Origin of the sequence: Lysinibacillus agricola, assembly GCF_016638705.1 — a bacterium.
GTDB lineage: Bacteria > Bacillota > Bacilli > Bacillales_A > Planococcaceae > Lysinibacillus > Lysinibacillus agricola.
In genome coordinates, this window is sequence record NZ_CP067341.1 from 1520140 (window position 1) to 1537769 (window position 17630).

At 35.7% G+C, this 17630-nt stretch carries 17 protein-coding genes, 1 pseudogene and 1 riboswitch; of the genes and pseudogenes, 12 read left to right on the forward strand and 6 right to left on the reverse strand.

All coding sequences use genetic code 11. The features are described from left to right. Positions 1-59: 59 nt before the first annotated feature. A riboswitch (FMN riboswitch) is annotated at positions 60-255 on the forward strand. 222 nt (positions 256-477) lie between these two features. Together FJQ98_RS07215 and FJQ98_RS07220 are read left to right on the forward strand one after the other, a co-directional pair. Beyond that, positions 478-1065: an ECF transporter S component gene (locus FJQ98_RS07215; RefSeq protein WP_053594404.1), complete on the forward strand. Its 588-nt coding sequence runs from the start codon at positions 478-480 to the stop codon at positions 1063-1065. A 276-nt stretch (positions 1066-1341) separates the two neighbouring features. Next, positions 1342-2688 carry a sodium-dependent transporter gene (locus tag FJQ98_RS07220; protein ID WP_053594405.1) on the forward strand — a complete coding sequence of 449 codons (1347 nt, stop codon included), beginning with the start codon at positions 1342-1344 and terminating at the stop codon, positions 2686-2688. 70 nt (positions 2689-2758) lie between these two features. Here FJQ98_RS07220 and FJQ98_RS07225 read toward each other — a convergent pair whose 3' ends face one another. From FJQ98_RS07225 to FJQ98_RS07240, 4 genes are all read right to left on the reverse strand, one after another. Then, entirely contained in the window at positions 2759-3145 is a 387-nt protein-coding gene (locus FJQ98_RS07225; protein WP_053594406.1) for an STAS domain-containing protein, read from the reverse strand. A 246-nt stretch (positions 3146-3391) separates the two neighbouring features. After that, entirely contained in the window at positions 3392-5086 is a 1695-nt protein-coding gene (locus FJQ98_RS07230; protein WP_053594407.1) for a methyl-accepting chemotaxis protein, read from the reverse strand. 15 nt (positions 5087-5101) lie between these two features. Next, on the reverse strand, positions 5102-5527 hold the full coding sequence (locus tag FJQ98_RS07235; protein WP_241774545.1) for an ATP-binding protein: 426 nt from the start codon (positions 5525-5527) through the stop codon (positions 5102-5104). Next, a complete protein-coding gene (locus FJQ98_RS07240) occupies positions 5527-6657 on the reverse strand; it encodes a SpoIIE family protein phosphatase (RefSeq protein ID WP_053594408.1) in 1131 nt (376 codons plus the stop codon). Before FJQ98_RS07240 ends, FJQ98_RS07235 begins: the two co-directional genes overlap by 1 nt. Positions 6658-7094: 437 nt before the next feature. Between FJQ98_RS07240 and glnA the strand changes: the two genes are divergently transcribed. The 4 genes from glnA to FJQ98_RS07260 all read left to right on the forward strand — a co-directional run bounded on the left by glnA (position 7095) and on the right by FJQ98_RS07260 (position 9394). After that, positions 7095-8429: a type I glutamate--ammonia ligase gene (gene glnA, locus FJQ98_RS07245; protein WP_053594410.1), complete on the forward strand. Its 1335-nt coding sequence runs from the start codon at positions 7095-7097 to the stop codon at positions 8427-8429. A gap of 315 nt (positions 8430-8744) precedes the next feature. Continuing rightward, positions 8745-8921, forward strand: a complete 177-nt coding sequence (locus tag FJQ98_RS07250) for a sporulation protein Cse60 (protein WP_143114725.1) — start codon at positions 8745-8747, stop codon at positions 8919-8921. 23 nt (positions 8922-8944) lie between these two features. Continuing rightward, complete coding sequence (locus FJQ98_RS07255) at positions 8945-9154, forward strand: hypothetical protein (RefSeq protein WP_053594411.1); 210 nt, start codon at positions 8945-8947, stop codon at positions 9152-9154. Between the two features lie 33 nt (positions 9155-9187). Then, positions 9188-9394: a hypothetical protein gene (locus FJQ98_RS07260; RefSeq protein ID WP_143114728.1), complete on the forward strand. Its 207-nt coding sequence runs from the start codon at positions 9188-9190 to the stop codon at positions 9392-9394. A gap of 51 nt (positions 9395-9445) precedes the next feature. Here FJQ98_RS07260 and FJQ98_RS27500 read toward each other — a convergent pair. Beyond that, positions 9446-9768 (reverse strand): annotated as a pseudogene (locus FJQ98_RS27500) (NUDIX hydrolase). A 324-nt stretch (positions 9769-10092) separates the two neighbouring features. Here FJQ98_RS27500 and FJQ98_RS07270 point away from each other — a divergent pair. After that, positions 10093-10956: an AraC family transcriptional regulator gene (locus FJQ98_RS07270; RefSeq protein WP_053594412.1), complete on the forward strand. Its 864-nt coding sequence runs from the start codon at positions 10093-10095 to the stop codon at positions 10954-10956. Between the two features lie 67 nt (positions 10957-11023). On the opposite strand, the gene FJQ98_RS07275 is transcribed toward FJQ98_RS07270, so the two are convergent. Further along, the gene (locus tag FJQ98_RS07275) at positions 11024-11548 is read right to left on the reverse strand and encodes a GNAT family N-acetyltransferase (RefSeq protein WP_053594413.1); all 525 of its coding nucleotides are present in this window, start codon (positions 11546-11548) and stop codon (positions 11024-11026) included. A gap of 181 nt (positions 11549-11729) precedes the next feature. Between FJQ98_RS07275 and FJQ98_RS07280 the strand changes: the two genes are divergently transcribed. The 5 genes from FJQ98_RS07280 (at position 11730) to FJQ98_RS07300 (ending at position 17599) form a co-directional block, all read left to right on the forward strand. Then, the gene (locus FJQ98_RS07280; RefSeq protein ID WP_053594414.1) at positions 11730-12521 is read left to right on the forward strand and encodes a GNAT family N-acetyltransferase; all 792 of its coding nucleotides are present in this window, start codon (positions 11730-11732) and stop codon (positions 12519-12521) included. A 653-nt stretch (positions 12522-13174) separates the two neighbouring features. Then, a complete protein-coding gene (locus FJQ98_RS07285) occupies positions 13175-13915 on the forward strand; it encodes a GntR family transcriptional regulator (protein WP_053594415.1) in 741 nt (246 codons plus the stop codon). An 18-nt stretch (positions 13916-13933) separates the two neighbouring features. Next, positions 13934-15460 carry a xylulokinase gene (xylB, locus tag FJQ98_RS07290; protein WP_053594416.1) on the forward strand — a complete coding sequence of 509 codons (1527 nt, stop codon included), beginning with the start codon at positions 13934-13936 and terminating at the stop codon, positions 15458-15460. 147 nt (positions 15461-15607) lie between these two features. Continuing rightward, positions 15608-16384, forward strand: a complete 777-nt coding sequence (locus tag FJQ98_RS07295; RefSeq protein WP_053594417.1) for a glucose 1-dehydrogenase — start codon at positions 15608-15610, stop codon at positions 16382-16384. Between the two features lie 147 nt (positions 16385-16531). Next, on the forward strand, positions 16532-17599 hold the full coding sequence (locus FJQ98_RS07300; RefSeq protein WP_053594418.1) for a substrate-binding domain-containing protein: 1068 nt from the start codon (positions 16532-16534) through the stop codon (positions 17597-17599). The last annotated feature ends 31 nt before the right edge of the window (positions 17600-17630 follow it).

The following is a 17630-nucleotide window of genomic DNA, read 5'->3' on the forward strand; positions in this document are numbered from 1 at the left end:
AAGCTATTTACTTTTTCCTAATAATTCATTATAGTAAAGCTAGAAACAAAAAAATATTGATTCATCTTCGGGGCAGGGTGAAAATCCCGACCGGCGGTAATAGAGTTGTAAATCGCTAATGTTTCTTTTAAGATACATTGGCTCGAATGATTTACTAAAGACTCTTCAGCCCGCGACCTGTGCAAAGTTTTTTGCATGGCTGACTTGGTGCAATTCCAAGGCCGACAGTTAAAGTCTGGATGGGAGAAGATGGAGGTACGATCGTCATTCGTTGTTATGAATTTAGCTATATACGAGCGTTTTTTTCGGTGTGACTTCACACAGCTCTTGCTCAAAAATAGCTAAATAATGGCGTTTTTTAATCATGCCTATTCTCCCTTATGCTCTTTTGCATAAGGGTTTTTTCATGATAACAATTGATTAGGTCGTAACCTTTCTTCTTGCGAGATTGAATCAGCAAAGAGGAGAGAGTTTTCAATGAAGAAAAATGTCAAACTCCAATCATTTATTACGATTGGCATGCTGAGCAGTATTTCGTTTTTATTAATGCTTTTTAATTTCCCAATTCCGCCATTCCCGGCGTTTTTGGAAGTCGACTTCAGTGATATGCCAGCATTACTTGCAGCAATCACAATGGGGCCAGTAGCCGGTATTTTAGTAGAATTATTTAAAAATGTGTTGGACTGGATTTTCTCAGGCACGCCAACGGGAGTACCGGTAGGACATATCGCGAACTTTACAACAGGTATTTTATTTATCTTACCAGTTAGTTTTATTTTTAACCGCTTCAAAACAATTAATGGTCTTATCGGAGGTTTAGCTGTTGGAACAATCACAATGGCAGTAGGAATGAGCCTTCTAAACTATGCAGTATTTTTACCAATGTACACTTACTTTTTAGGTATGGAGCCTGTTGTAGGTGATTCACTATATAAAATGATCGTGGCTGGAATCTTGCCATTTAATATTGTGAAAGGTATTTTAATAACGGTCATCATGGCGTTACTATTCACAACAATGCGTAAATGGATTGATCATCAGCGTTCCATGTATTTAACAAAATAATTAGGATGAAACCTCGAGTAGTTAAGTGCTCGAGGTTTTTTTATGTGAGACGGATAGAATTGCGGAAACGACGGATAGAGTTGTCAAAGTGATGGATAGAATCATCGAAGTGACGGATAGGCCCGCCGAAGTGACGGGTAGAATCAACGAAAAGACGGATAGAACCGCATAATCGAAGTATAGAATCGTTAAAACGACAGTTAGAATTTATCTAGTCGAGCTTAGTATTTTCATGTAGAATAAGGAAGAGTTTAGAATGTTGAGGAGTTTGAAGAGATGAGTGAAAAAAAGAGTCAGTGGTCTAGTAAACTAGGCTTTATTTTAGCATCGGCAGGAGCTGCAATCGGACTAGGGGCAATTTGGAAGCTTCCGTATGTTACTGGACAAAGTGGTGGAGGAGCATTTTTCCTTATTTTTGTTCTATTTACATTGTTGATTGGTTTACCGATGCTTTTATCAGAATATGTTTTAGGTCGTGGTACACAGTCTGAGGCTGTGACTGCATATAAAAAAATTGCACCAACGAAAAAAGGCTGGGCATGGGTTGGCCGTATGGGCGTGCTTGGTTGTTTTTTATTGTTAACTTTTTACAGCGTTGTAGGAGGCTGGATTTTTATATATAGTGGCCTTGGTGTGACTGGGGCTGTTATTGATCCTGCTAATGATCCTAGTGAACTATTTGGAAAGATTATAGGAACGCCTTGGATTACACTACTAGGTTTAGGATTGTTTACGCTAGTAAATGTGCTAATCATTTCACTTGGCGTGCAAAATGGTATAGAGAAGGCCAATAAGTGGATGATGCCGTTATTATTTATCATGTTTATTGTGCTTGTTGTGCGGGCTTTAACATTAGATGGGGCAATGGAGGGGGTTAAATTCTTCTTGTGGCCTGACTTTTCGAATATAACTGGAAAGGCTATTTTAGAAGCGTTAGGGCAATCCTTCTTTGGCTTAGCGGTAGGGTTTTCTTGTCTTGTGACATACAGCTCATATTTAAAGAAAGATGTGAGCTTGCCTAACTCGGCGGGCTCCGTAGTCCTTCTTACTGTGCTTGTATCGTTTTTAGCAGGATTAGCGATTTTCCCAGTTGTATTTGCTTTTGGTTTAGAGCCGAATTCTGGACCAGGCTTACTATTTATGGTTCTGCCAACAGCATTTAGTCAAATGCCATTTGGTGAAGTATTTTTAGCGATGTTTTTATTATTATTTTTATTCGCTACATTTACATCTTCCTTCAGTTTATATGAAATTATCGTAGCTGCATTTATTGAGAAGGGGCGTATGTCTCGTTCTGCATTGACGATGTTAATAGGTGTAGTAGTCTTTATTGCCGCGATTCCAGCAGCGCTTTCATCAAGTACCTTAGCGGATGAATCAATTTTTGGGAAAACAATTTTCGATGCAACAGATTTCTTAGTATCAAATTTAATGCTTCCGTTGGGTAACTTATTGATTGCTATCTTTATTGCGTATGTGGTTGATAAAGAATTTGTGAAGAAGGAATTACTGATAGGTAGTCAAATGGGACAAGGTTTCTATTCAACATATCGTCTATTGATGTTAATAGTAGTACCTGTTGTGATTATCGTTGTGTTGGTAAATATGCTTTTACAATATTAAGAAAGTAGGTTGTATTCCATCTAACAGGGATACAACCTACTTTTTTATAATGATGGGGGCAACAATAGGGTTAATATTCGCTAAGGGATAGTTCACCTAGCCAGCCTTCTTTAATAATCTGTTTCGCTTGCTCTTCGCTTTTAGTAATAGGGAATACTTTATCAACTTGCGAAATAGCGAACAAGTTGCGAATGAAATCATCGACGACAATAATGGCGATCTTCTTTTCTTTTACAGATACTTTCTTTGCGAAATTGACGATCATGCCAAAGCCTGTACTATCAATATTTGAAACTTTTTGCATATCGATAATGTATCCATGCTTTGTTTCTAAGTTTAACGATTGAAGCTCTTTTTTTATCTCTTCAATCATCCCGTATTCTAAATCGCCAGTAAACGCAATTAAAATATAATCAGCCTTTGTGTCAATATTCATCGCAATTTTCTTCTGATTCATACTATAGCGCCTCCATTTTCTTTTTAATGTTTGAAATTTAATTATGCCGCGGCGTCCGGAATCGTCTTTGTGCTTGCAAAAAGAACTCTTTTCCGATTCCGTGGCACGCGCCGTACTTCTTTCAGTGGATGTTTGGACACCCCTGAAAAGGGACTTAAACTAGCGTGCATCTCACCAGCTATAGAGGGGAGAGATTTCTATAGCTGGCGCTGTGCTTTCGCTACAAAAAACATTTGCTGAAAGAAGTTAAAACTTGAATTTATTGACTTCATTTTGTAATTTATCAGCAATTGAGGCTAATTCATCTGAACTTTGTGTAATTTCTGCAACAGTTGCATATTGTTCTTCTGATGTTGCAGCGATTTCCTCTGTTGCTGCTGCGGAGTCTTCGATGATACGAGAAATATCTTGAATAGCTTGTTGTACACCTAAGGAGTTGTCGTTTACATTTGTGAATGCAACCTTCATTTGCTCAACACCTTTTTCTGTTTCTTCAACCTTTTCAACAATTTCCTTTAAAGCAGCTCCTCCTTTATTAATAATGGTTACCTGCTCTTCTACTGCGAGCAGATTACTTTCCATTGTGCGAACTGTCACAGAGGTTTCAGCCTGGATATCATTAATAAGATTTGTAATTTGTCCTGATGCTAAGCTTGACTGTTCAGCTAACTGGCGTACCTCTGATGCAACAACGGCAAAGCCTTTTCCTTGCTCGCCTGCCCGTGCTGCTTCGATGGCTGCATTAAGGGCAAGTAGATTTGTTTGCTCTGCGATGCCGGTGATAACGGTAATAATGCCTCCAATTTCTTCAGATCGTTTACCGAGTTTTTGAATAGAATCTGTCGCATAAGATACTGTTTGTGTGACATCGCTTAAATGCTTGATGGCCTCATTAATCGCCTCTTCGCCTTTACGTGCAATATGAGTTGATTGTATAGCGCTATTTAAAGTGTCCTCGGCCTTTTGTAAACTACTTGATACTTCTTTAATCGTTTTTTGCATCATTGACACAATTTGTTCAGCTTGATCAGATTGTGTCGTAGTACCAACTGCAATTTCATTCATCGTAAGTGCAATTTGGTTAGAAGCCTCACTTGTTTGATGTGATGATTCTGCTAATGAGTGTGATGAGTTAGCTATTTGGCTGGCGCTACCAGCTACGATTGTCATCGTCTCTGTTAAACGATTTTTCATATCACTAAAGGCATTTGCTAAGACAGCAATCTCATCTTTACCTTTAGGGTTTAATAGCTTTACATTTAAATTTAAATCTGCTAACTCTTTGGCGTTTGTACTTAAAATATTGATAGGGGTGATGATTTGTCGTTGTAAAAACCAACTAATCCCAACAATTATTAAAATGGCAATTCCTAAGGAAATCGCTACATTTTCCAGTGCAGATTTTGTAGCAATGCTTATATAAGGAGCGGTTGGAACAGCTGTTGCCCATACTCCAATAACATCTCCTTGGCTATTTAAAATTGGATCATAGGCTCCTTGGTGCATACTACCTAAGACATTTGCTGAACCGATAAAACGCTTTTTTTCTCCTAACACAACAGTCGCAACTTCATCAGAAACCTTTGTATTTAATGCGCGATCACCATTTTCAACGATATTTGTACTAATACGAGTATCGTTTTGAAAGATTGAGACAGCGTTTCCGTTTGTTAACTCTCCAACTTTATCAGCGACGTCAAAATTGTCTACCATTTTGACGTCGCCTTTATACAATTGATCATTTTTAATGGACCATTCTCCAGGGAATTTAGCATCTAAATATTCATAGCTCACTTGAATATCTGATAAAAGCTTTGTATTTGCGCTTTCTAAAAGATTTTTTTGGGCAACATAAAAATTTATTCCTGCTAAAAGTGTAGTGAGTAGTAAAATACAACCAAATATAAGCAGGCTCATTTTTCTTCGGATTGACAGCTTCATTAAAACTCCTCCATTTTATACATGAATCTTTTTTGAAATACCAACTAAAAATTTCGTTTCAGAAATATTTTCAAACCAAATATGGTCGACCATATTTTTAACAAAAAATAAACCTCGCCCGCGATCTGAATAATCGAGTTCGTCTAAATCAAACTGTAGAACGTTATCCAAATCATTTTCGGCAATCCCTTTCGCTTCATCAATAACCGTTATTTTTATTTCTTCATTTGATTGGGATACATAAACTTGAATTTCCTTTTTGGAGCATGAGTCGATTTTTCCCATTGCTTCTACTGCATTGATAACTAATTCATGTACGACAAAACGTAATTCTCTTTTATGAGATAGATTATATATATTTGTATAATTTTCCATAATTTGATCTACAAAGGCTATAGCTTGTGTATCAGGATTTACTTTGAGTGTGAATTCCATCATCATCACCGACCCTGTAATGTAATTGTTATTGAAACTACTGTTATATCATCACTGTAATCATTGTCGAATAAATCGTATTTTTGAGAAAATTTTTGCAAGGCATAGCTATTGTCTTGTGAAGCGTAGGAATGGAAAAAGTCCATATCAATAACATGCTGTTCATTTATTGTCAGTAATCCATCCGTATAAAGTATTATGCGATGCCAGCCAGATAAAGGTATCGTTTTTTTATTGATAAAAATGGTTGGGAATAGCCCCAGGATGGGTGTAGTTGCTGGGAGAAACACCGTCTCTCCGTATTTTCCAAATAAAAAACCAGATGGGTGAGCCGCATTAACATAGTGTAAAGTTCCATTTTTCGTATCAATAAGTATGTAGATAGCCGTCATTAAAAAACGGTCCATATCTTCATCAGAAAATAGCTCGTAAATTTGGCGGTTAAGTTCTCTAATCACAGAAACTGGATCAATTAATGTTGTAATCATACCTTTTAACAGAGATCTAATGGACATGGTAACGAGTGATGCGGCAATGCCGTGCCCCATAGCGTCGTAAAGAAGAATGGCAGTTAAATGTTCATTAATCTTAAACCAGCAGTACATATCACCCCCTAATGTATTAGATGTAACATAAAGCCCATCAATCTGAATATGTTCAAGATTCAATGGAGGTGATAATGCATTTTTTTGAAATTTTTTTGCGACAATTAAATCTTTTTGAATAATGCTTTCTTGCTGCTTTCGTAGCTTGGCTTCCTTTTGATATTTGAGGGCAACCTGAATTCGAGTCTTAAATTGGGTGAAGTCAAATGGTTTTAAAATAAAGTCGAAAATACCAGCTTCAAAAACCCTATCAATTGTAATGTTTTTTTCGTAAGTAGTAGAAAGAAGGATAGGGGCATCAATCCAGTTTTTTAATGCGTCAATTTGCTGACAAATGTTCTCGCAATTTTTAAGTGTCATTTTTGCATCGAGAATAATTAATTCCAACTCTGCTTTCAAAGGATCTAATAAATAATTCATTGCAGCTTCAGGTGTTGTAAAGCAATGAACATTTTTGATGTCGATACGATGAAAATATTTTTGCAGACGCAACACATCATTACTTACGCTGCCAATAATTAATACTGACATGCTTCCTACATTCACCGCCTTATGTATCTTTAACTGAAGATTTCTAGGAATCGTATATAATAATTTCTGACTATTATTATATACGCCTTATTTACTTATCTGATGAATAATACAGAAATTCTAATTTGCTATAAATTTACCAATAAATATGACATTATACAAGACTATTGTGATATAAAATATGGAAAAAAAGTTTTTGTATCAAGTGATAAAGTCAAAAACTTTTAACTGAAATACTTTTTGGTGAGTCTAAAGACCTTAATTGGAAAGTGAGAGGAAAGTGCAGCTCTATCCATCTGAAAAAAAGATTAATATATTCGAAAAAATCTATGTAATAAAACCTAACATAAACATTGCGTTTTTTGTCCTTGTATTGTATTTTAAAAACAGTTGCAAAGAAATGATGTTAATTAAAATTACATTGGAGTGGTGGGAAAATGAAACATTATACAAGAGAAGATATTAAACGCCGAGTGAAGGAAGAAAATGTGAAATTTATTCGCCTACAATTTACTGATATATTGGGAACGATTAAAAACGTTGAAGTACCCGTTAGCCAATTAGAAAAAGCATTGGACAACAAAATGATGTTTGATGGCTCATCCATTGAAGGCTTTGTACGCATTGAAGAATCAGATATGTACTTACGTCCGGACCTTTGTACCTTCGTGATTTTTCCTTGGACTGCTGAAAAGGGTAAGGTGGCGCGCTTTATCTGTGATATTGTTAGGCCAGATGGTACACCGTTTGAAGGCGATCCACGCTCCAATCTGAAGAGGGTTTTAAAGGAGATGGAGGAGTTAGGCTTTAGCTCATTTAATTTAGGACCAGAGCCGGAATTTTTCTTATTTAAGCTAGATGAAAAAGGACATCCAACACTTGAGTTAAATGATAGCGGTGGATACTTCGACTTAGCCCCAACTGACTTAGGAGAGAACTGTCGACGTGATATCGTATTAGAGTTAGAAGGAATGGGCTTTGAAATCGAGGCATCACATCATGAGGTTGCGCCTGGTCAACATGAAATCGACTTTAAGTATGCAAGTGCAATCGAAGCATGTGATAATATTCAAACGTTTAAGCTTGTTGTAAAAACGATCGCTGCACAGCATGGATTACACGCAACGTTCATGCCAAAGCCATTATTTGGTGTCAACGGTTCTGGAATGCATTTCAACCTATCCTTATTTGAAGGGGATAAAAATGCGTTTTATGATGAAAATGCAGAATTGCAATTAAGCCAAACAGCGCGTAGCTTTATAGCAGGAATACTAAAACATGTACACGGTTTTACAGCTGTCACAAACCCACTTGTTAATTCCTATAAACGATTAGTGCCAGGCTATGAGGCTCCTTGCTATGTAGCATGGTCTGCACAAAACCGTTCACCACTTATTCGAATTCCAGCTGCACGAGGATTATCTACACGTATCGAGCTTCGTTCTGTCGATCCGGCAGCAAATCCTTATTTAGCAATGGCGGTTATTTTAGCAGCTGGGCTCGATGGAATTCGCAATGATCTAACCCCTCCAGATGCTGTAAATCAAAATATTTATAAAATGTCACGAGCTGAGCGGGAATTAAACGCAATCGATAGTCTCCCATCGTCATTGGAATATGCACTCCTTGAACTAGAAATGGATCATATCGTCCGTGAAGCACTTGGAGACCATATCTTTGAAAAATTCACTGCTGCTAAAGAAATAGAATGGAATAAATACCGCACACGTGTCCATGATTGGGAGAGGGAAGAATATTTGAAAATGTATTAGAAGGGGAGTGTTGGAGCTTTGGGGCTCCGACACTTTTTTGATTTAAAATACAAAGAAGAAGGCCAGGCCACCCAATCTTTCCTAAATAGGGATAGCCTTTTTTAGTTAGTTAGCTCACTTTGGATAATTAATTTGTATTTTTCATTTAGTTCTTGGTTAAAGATGTAAGTATTATTTTCAGTTGAAAATCTAAAAGTATAAGGTATTTCTAACCACCCTCCTAATATACAGCTTTTGCTTTTACTCCTGATATATTTTATTGTGACAAATCTTCCCTTTTATTCTATGATTAGAAGAAAAAGGGGGATAAAACATATGGCGCAAGCGACTCAAGTAGTTACCATCCAAAATAATGATATTGTGCAATTTGAAAATGATATTAATAATGCTCTATTAGATTTAAGTGGCTATCTGATTGTAGATATTAAATACAATACTTTATATATTGGTGATCAGACAGTTATACATTCGGCTTTAATTATTTATAAATAGCTTACTTAAAGGGGAGATAGAACTTGTCAAAAGTATATTGGGTATCAATTGCTAAAAGAACAGATGAATCTGAAGTGGAGCAGAATGTCATTGAAAAAATATTTGCCAAGAAATCTGAGCTAAAGGATTTTCTAGATAAAGAAGGTTATTGTAAGGCAGCGAAAAATCAATATATTAAAATCAATGATGAATCGATATACGAAGCGGCAATTGAGAAAGTAAAAATGAAATAATCATTGATATAAGAGTTTACCCGCGGAAAAGAAGTGAATACCCGCGCGAATCAGGGAAATACCCGCGGAAGAGAAGCGAATACCCGCGCGAATCAGGGAAATACCCGCGGAAGAGAAGTGAATACCCGCGCGAATCAGAGAAATACCCGCGGAAGAGAAGCGAATACCCGCGCGAATCAGGGAAATACCCGCGGAAGAGAAGCGAATACCCGCGCGCCAGAGAAATACCCGCGAGAATAATGTCGCAATTACCCTAAGCCATGCTCACTTGATTTAAGCATGACTCCATTATTAAAATAATGATAAAAGAAATTGCTTATCTTCAGGGAAGGTTAATGTTAAATTGAGTAATTCATCTTTTGATTTCCAGCATTTTCATAAATCAGTTCATCAGGATAATATCATCATTTGTCCACCGATAATGATTGTCTCAAAGTAACGAACTTCCACTGCGTCATTATTTTTATGTAACACTTCTTGACGACATCTACTACAAATCCAGTTTCTTCATATACTTCACGTATACAACATGACTCAAAATTTTCGGTAGCTTCCTTTCCACCTGATGGTACTGCCCATGTTTTTGCTTCTTTTTTTGTACCTTGCAAAACCATTAATAATTGATTGTCTTCATTGAAGCAAATTATGCAGCTCCTTGCCACTTAATCAATATCAAAACCTCCAATCCGTTTCGGTCTTTTAATTCTATTTTTAACCAATAATACTGATTGTGTAAATTAATAAGGCCCAAGGAGTCGCCCAGTCGGAACGAAGATCAACTTATATACGTGGTATACGTTTCAACATATGTTATCCCTTATTTTTGGTGATGTCCCAATAAAAAATAATGCTTTCATTTTAACCAGTCCAAAGTTAGCATAAAAAGACAGGAATAACGAATTCAGATATTTTAAGCTATAAGCAAGGAGTGAGAGCACTTGAGTTGGATTGAGTCGATTCAAAAAGCAATTAATTATATCGAGGAGCATTTATTAGATGACATCACAATGGAGCAACTCGCGCGAGAGGTAAATTCTTCGGTCTTTCATTTTCAACGGACTTTCTCAATTCTAACAGATATGTCTATTGCAGATTATATAAGACGCAGAAGATTAACATTAGCGGCACAAGAATTAATGAATACGGAGCAAAAAATAATCGATCTCGCCTACAAATATGGCTACGACTCTCCTGAAGCTTTCACAAAGGCATTTCGGAAGCAGCATCATGTATCGCCTAGTGAAGCAAGAAAGAAACAAGGACAACTACAATCATACAATCGCCTGGTCATCCAGGTGAGCTTGAAGGGAGCAGAACCAATGAAGTATAAAATCGTAGAAAAAGAAAAGTTTCAAGTGGTTGGAGTAAAAAGAACGTTTGATTGTCAGAATGGTGAGAATACGCGAGGCATTCCTCAATTTTGGGATGAAATAAACAGCAAAGGGATGGACGATCATTTATTTAAATTAAATAATGGAGAAATTAAAGGGGTACTTGGTGTATGTGTACCAAATGCCGGGGAAGAAAAAAATGGCCTAATTGATTATTGGGTTGCAACGGATCATATGGGCGATGTCCCAGAAAATCTATTAGCGATGGAAGTACCAGCATCTAAATGGGTTGTGTTTGAAGTACATGGCCCTATGCCGGATGCTATGCAAAATACTTGGAAACAAATTTACTCTGAATGGTTCCCATCTAATTCATACGAACCTACTGGGACGGCTGAGCTGGAAGTGTATTCAGACGAAGATCCATTTAGTCCTGACCTTTATTCTGAAATTTGGATTCCGATTAAGTAACAGAAATGAAAGCAGCCAAGAATGTTCTTAGGTAAACATTCTTGGCTTTTATATTTTTTATTTCAAGTTATTTTAATAAAGAGTAAACATTAATGTCATAAAAAGATTCTTTTGATTCTTTGTATTCTTGAAATGTTCCTTCAAACGTAAAATTCAATTTCTCTACTACTTTTATAGAATTACTATTACCAGGCTCTACTTTTGCTTCAATTCTATTTATGTCCAAGGTGTTGAAAGCATAATCAATCAAAGCTGAAATACTTTCTGGCGCATAGCCCTTTCCCCAATATGCTTTAGCAAGATCATAGCCAATTTCTGCTGTTGCGTTCTCTACGTCAAAAGAATTGAATCCACAAGAGCCGATAATCTCATTGGATTCCTTCTCAATAATTGTTAAGCGAATAGCTTTATGCTCCTCAGTCAATTGATCAAAAAGCTCAATCATTTCCTTTGCTTGTTCTTCGTGAGTAAAATTGGTGATATTCATAAATTTAGTAACTTCCGGGTCTGACCAAATGTTAAATAAACTATGTGCATCAGCCATCTTCATTTTTCTTAAATATAATCTTTTTGTATCAATTTGTTCTATCAATACTTTTACCTCCAAGTTTTTAATTAAGTTTGGATGAAAAATATTGCTATCTGCGCATAATTCAGTCCCTTCAAATTTTATGTACTTATTATACATAATTTCAATATTAAACAACAGTTCTAGTATTTACTATTAAAGTTATAATGTATGAAGATATATCAAAAGAATGGAGGAAATGAAAATGATAAAGGTAACAGCTGAAAATTTTCCCGGAATAAAAGAAACGATAAAGAGTGCACCAACATTTGTCTACAGTATACTAGATCAGGTAATAGAAGGCACTGTCTATGCCGACGATGCAAGCTTTCGTTCACTACTATTTCAAACCAAAGCAGGGATATACTTTGTTCATGGCGATTCGTCCAGCGAGAAAGTTATAAGTAAACTCGCGGCTTTATTAAAAGAATCGATTGTGGAAAGTAAACGTTTCACATTATTCAGTTATTCAGATGAATGGAGCGCAAAAATTGAGCAACGATTAAATAATTATGTGAATAAATTAGAAAGATACAATTTTAGCTTTGATATAAATGCTTATAACAATAGAGAGAAACGAGATTCACTTGATTACGAATGCATTAAAATCAAGCAACATCAAATTGATCATAGTTTAGAATTTGACAATCAATATTATGAGGAATACTGGGGATCTACTGATGATTTTCTAGAAAAAGGCTTTGGTTTTTGTCTTCAGCATGAAAATAAGATCATTAGCGAAGCAGTTTCTATTTTTAAATCTCATCAATTTGCAGAGATTGATATAATAACTGATTCCAACTATAGAGGAAAAGGATTAGCAGGCTTCATTGTAGAAAAATTTATTGATGATTGCCTTTTAAATGATTTACAGCCTTGTTGGGATTGTGATATTGATAACCATGGATCTTATCATTTAGGCGCTAAGTTAGGCTTTACTAATCCAGTAAAATATACAGTTTTTTATAAAAGCACAAAAGTTAAGCTCACGGTGTAGAAATAACATCGTGAGTTTTTTTTATTATTCAAAAGAATATATTACGCATATCAAAGATATTTTAGAATAATTTGGTATCTCTAATTTCAATATTTTAAATGTGAGAATATCATTATGTAATGACATAATGATATTGATATATTTCAACTTAGTGCTATAATGAACGGTAAGTAAACGTTTACCATTCTCGGAAGTCAGAATATTCTTATATATATTCAACGCTTGTTCATTATTAGTTATATAGAGAGGTGAACTAATTACATATATCTTTACTATATTGTAAGAGAAAGAAGTTCGAAAAATTTTAGTGGGATTAGTTAATTGTGAGTCATCTCTTTAAAGATGATGAAAATATATCATTCACATTCGGTTTGTATAAATAAAGTCCGATTTGTACTGTTATCAATTTCGTCTCAGCTAATGTTGTTCAGATTTTTCCCAGAAATACTTTTTTAAATCTGTGACATATACTAGAGGATTTATCTTGATTATTAAATTGATCACTAAGATGTATGTAAATATTTCAAAATACTTTGCTTTTAACTAGAACATTTATAAAATAATCTTAGGGAAAGTTTTATATATAATAAGGAACTTTACGACTAAAAAACGGACTTATTTATTTTAAATAGCTGCATGTTGGAGGTATAAATATGGCTCATCAATTAGATAAATCAATACCAATCCCTTTGTATTACCAATTAAAGGAATTGATTTTAAACGATATAAAAAATGGAACATTAAAAGTAGGTGATGCGATACCAATAGAAAAAGAATTAAGTGCTATTTATGGCATCAGTCGAACAACTGTACGTCAAGCAGTAGCTGAACTCGTTCAAGAAGGATGGTTATACAGAGTAAAAAGTAAAGGAACATTTGTAAAAGCGCCAAAAATTGAACAAAGCTTTATTCAAGCACTTGGTTCATTTAATGATCAAATAAGAGACCTTGGTATGACACCAAGCACGGAAGTAGTGGAATTAGAAGTAATAGATGTACCTGGATTTGTATCAGAGAAATTAAATATTCCATTAGGCTCAAAAGTTATTTATTTACATCGAAGAAGGTTTGCAGATAATGAGCCAATTGTGATGGTCAAAACGTACCTTCCATATGATAAATGTAAATTTGTGCTCGAAAAGGATCTTGTAAAAGAATCTTTGTACCCTATTTTAGGTGAATTTTCAGAAACACAAATAAGCAAAATTAGACGTTATATCGAAGCTGTTGAAGCGGAGAAATATGATTTTGACTATTTAAATATGGAAAAAGGTAAGGCAATCCAAAAATTTATTTCCATTGGATTTAACTATCGAGATGAACCAATTGAATACTCCATTGCACGATATAGGGGAGATAAAAATAGTTTTGAAATTATAATTACAGCTACTTAAATAGAGGTGAGCAGAAAAGTGGAAAGATATATCTTAGCGCATGATCTTGGTACTTCTGGAAATAAGGCAACGTTATTTCATGAATCAGGAAGATTAATAGATAGTTATATTTCTTCGTATCCCACTCACTATTTTAATGAAAATTGGGTAGAACAAAACCCAAATGATTGGTGGGATGCGGTTTGTTCATCTACTTTGAATATCCTTAAAAACTCAAATATTGACCCAAAACAAATAGAAGTGGTGAGTTTTAGTGGCCAAATGATGGGGTGTTTAGTAGTAGACAAAAAAGGTGAACCATTACGTCCCTCCATAATTTGGGCTGATCAACGTTCAGTTAAGCAATCAATGGAATTAGAGAAAACCATTGCTCAAACAGAGTTTTATCAGATTGTTGGACATCGTAATACACCTTCTTATGGTATACAAAAATTAATGTGGATACGTGATAATGAATCTGAAATTTATAAAAAAACTTATAAGACGCTAAATGCTAAAGATTATATTGTATTTAAATTAACAGGGAAATTTGTCACTGATTACTCAGATGGAAACAGTATGGGTTGCTTCGATTTGAAAACATTTACATGGTCTAAACGCATTATCGAGGCGAGTAACATTGAGATATCGAAATTACCTGACTTAAAACCATCTACTTATCAAGCAGGTGTAATTTTACAAGATGCAGCAAAAGTAACTGGTCTTGCTGAAGGAACAAAAGTTGTCATTGGTGCTGGAGATGGTGTGACAGCGAGTATCGGTGCGGGATCTGTTAGGGAAGGAAAGACGTATTGTTCCCTAGGTACATCTGCATGGGTTACTACGACTTCTAAAAACCCTATTTTTGATCCAGAAATGCGCATTGTAACATGGGCACATGCAATTCCAGGATATTATGCGCCTAACGGTACAATGCAATATGCAGGTGGCTCGTTCAACTGGATGAAAGAAACACTATGTCAGGCTGAAATACAAACTGCTGAGCAAACAGGTAGTTCACCATATGATCTAATAAATAAAAAGATTGAAAAGGCGTCCCCTGGTTCGCAAGGAGTTCTATTTTTACCGTATCTTTTGGGAGAGCGAGCTCCACGCTGGGACACCGTCTCTAAGGGGAGTTATTTAGGCATTAAATCAGATACCACCCATGAAGAGATGCTAAGAAGTGTTGTAGAAGGTGTTACCTATAACTTGGGGATTGTTTTTGACATTTTAAAGGAGCATATCGACATTGAAGACCTAATTGTGATTGGTGGTGGCGCCAAAAGTAAGGTTTGGTGTCAGATTATTGCAGACGTATTTCAGTTACCTGTCCATATCCCTAATTATTTGGATGAAGCTGGATCTATGGGTGCTGCAATTATAGGTGGTGTGGGCGCAGGTATTTATGATAGCTTTGATGTTATTGAAAATTTCTTGCATATTCAAGGTTCTCAACAGCCTAATCCACAGTTGGTCGAAACGTATCAACTTGCTAAAAGACAGTTCGATGACTTTTACTTTGCTATACAAAAGGTATATGAAAAATATAAATCTGTTTATTAGTTTAATAATGAAGGATACGTATCTAAGTAAATCATTAAGCTGAAATTCCATTATGTACCTTTAATATTCAGAATATTACGACGATTAAATCGATGATATAGGCAATATTGATTTGAATAAGGTAGACGAAAAAAGGGAGGTATAGATGTGCAAATACTGACAGAGCTATTTTCATTAAAAGGAAAGGCCGTTTTAATTACAGGAGGAGCTCGTGGCATTGGCAAGACTGTTGCAGAAAGTTTAGCTGAAGCGGGAGCTAATGTAGTTATTTTTGATATTAATGGTGAACAGGCAGAAGAAACAGCAAAAGAAATTGCAGAGAAAACAGGGAGAAGGACATTTTCTCAGGAAGTAGACGTTACTGATTATCAAGCCATTCAAAGGGCATTAGAACGTTCGATTTATGAAATGGGTAGTATTGAGTTACTTTTGAATAACGCAGGAATTGTTATTCAAAAGCCTGTAATTGAGTCAACACCAGAAGAATGGAACCGCGTTATAGATGTAAATCTAAATGGAGTTTATTATGCTGCTCAATTATTTGGTAAGTATTTAGTACAAAACCAAATCAAAGGTTCTATTGTAAATACAGCATCAATGTCAGGTATTATTGTTAATTATCCACAATTACAGGCATCATACAATACATCGAAGGCGGGTGTTACACATTTAACAAAATCATTAGCCTATGAATGGGCTCAGTACGGCATCCGAGTAAATTGTATTAGTCCAGGATATATGTTTACAGAGCTTACAGCATTTGTTCGAGAGGATTGGCAAGAACAATGGGCTACATGGACACCAATGAAACGTCTAGGTGACCCAGCTGAATTAGTCGGGGCAGTTATTTATTTATTATCAGATGCAGCATCTTTTACTACTGGAAGTGAGCTTGTAATAGATGGAGGATTTACGATTATTTAATATTAAAAGACAGAATTTACTGAATAGTTTTTAAATGAGGTTGTAAACGCTTCCTTTAGATAGTATAGTATGTCTTATTAAGTTGTAATGTCATTACATAAGGATGTAGTGATATTGCGATAATACAAATATAAGGAGGAAAAGACCATGAAAGTAAAAAAGTTTATGTTATTTCTAGCATTATTTGCAGTGATGCTTATCACAGCAGCATGTAGTGGGGATTCAAATTCAACAGGAGATGGAAAAAGCGATAACACATTTAAAGTAGGTTTTTCTATAAAAACGCAGGATTCACCATATTTTGTATCCCTTGTAGAAGCTGTTAAAGAATATGCAAAAGCTGAAGGGTGGAAAATAACTATACTTGATGCGAATGGTGATTCAACAAAAGAAGCTGAAAACATGGAAACATTTATTGCACAAGGTATGGAGTTAATTTTCCTAGATGCAACTGAACCAGATGCAGTAGTACCAAGTATTAATAAAGCAGCTGAAGCTGGTATCCCTGTTATTAACTTAGATAGTGGTGTAGCAGAGGAAGCGAATAATGTAACGACTGTTTACTCTGACAATAAGCAAAATGGTAGGTTAGTAGGTTTAGCATATGCAGAGAAAATGGGGGATGCAGAAATTATCTCAATCATTTTAAGTGGAGCAAAAGGAAATGTAGCAGGTATGGAGCGTAGAACAGGCTTATTTGCTGGTATTTTAGAAGGTAAATTAGGTGTGTCAGAGGACGAGGCTTGGAAATTAGCAAACGAAATGGATGCACAACTTGCTTCAAGTGGCAAAGCTTCAAATGCTGATGCGAAATTTTCTGTAGTTGGTCAAGGATGGGGTGCTTGGACTCGTGAAGCGGGTTTAACTGCTGCGGAGGATCTTATTACAGCAAACCCAAATATTACGACTGTCTTAGGTGAAAATGATCACATGCTATTTGGTGCTATGACAGCCCTTGAAAATGCTAATAAATCAAATGTAGACATTGTAGCGGCAGCAGACGGTGCTATCGAAGCCTACGATTTAATTAAAGAAGGTAAATATTTCGCAACTGGTGAAAACAGTCCATTCAAGGTAGCTAAATTAGGTGTAGAAATTGCTAAAGAAATTTTAGTGGATGGCAAAGATCCAAAAAGCTATGAAGAAATTACGTTGACTCAACCAGCAGCTGTTACAAAAGATAATGTAGATGAATATTACGAGTTTGGTTTCTAAAAGTTTCATATAAAGAATCCCTCCTTTCTAA

Excerpts from the sequence above, each read along its gene's own strand:
- FJQ98_RS07250 (WP_143114725.1), top strand. The coding sequence starts at position 8,745 with ATGGCGCAAGCGACTCAAGTAGTTACCATCCAAAATAATGATATTGTG.
- FJQ98_RS07300 (WP_053594418.1), top strand. The coding sequence starts at position 16,532 with ATGAAAGTAAAAAAGTTTATGTTATTTCTAGCATTATTTGCAGTGATG.
- glnA (WP_053594410.1), top strand. The coding sequence starts at position 7,095 with ATGAAACATTATACAAGAGAAGATATTAAACGCCGAGTGAAGGAAGAA.
- FJQ98_RS07225 (WP_053594406.1), bottom strand. The coding sequence starts at position 3,145 with ATGAATCAGAAGAAAATTGCGATGAATATTGACACAAAGGCTGATTAT.
- FJQ98_RS07215 (WP_053594404.1), top strand. The coding sequence starts at position 478 with ATGAAGAAAAATGTCAAACTCCAATCATTTATTACGATTGGCATGCTG.
- FJQ98_RS07220 (WP_053594405.1), top strand. The coding sequence starts at position 1,342 with ATGAGTGAAAAAAAGAGTCAGTGGTCTAGTAAACTAGGCTTTATTTTA.
- FJQ98_RS07235 (WP_241774545.1), bottom strand. The coding sequence starts at position 5,527 with ATGATGATGGAATTCACACTCAAAGTAAATCCTGATACACAAGCTATA.
- FJQ98_RS07230 (WP_053594407.1), bottom strand. The coding sequence starts at position 5,086 with ATGAAGCTGTCAATCCGAAGAAAAATGAGCCTGCTTATATTTGGTTGT.
- FJQ98_RS07280 (WP_053594414.1), top strand. The coding sequence starts at position 11,730 with ATGATAAAGGTAACAGCTGAAAATTTTCCCGGAATAAAAGAAACGATA.
- FJQ98_RS07240 (WP_053594408.1), bottom strand. The coding sequence starts at position 6,657 with ATGTCAGTATTAATTATTGGCAGCGTAAGTAATGATGTGTTGCGTCTG.
- FJQ98_RS07285 (WP_053594415.1), top strand. The coding sequence starts at position 13,175 with ATGGCTCATCAATTAGATAAATCAATACCAATCCCTTTGTATTACCAA.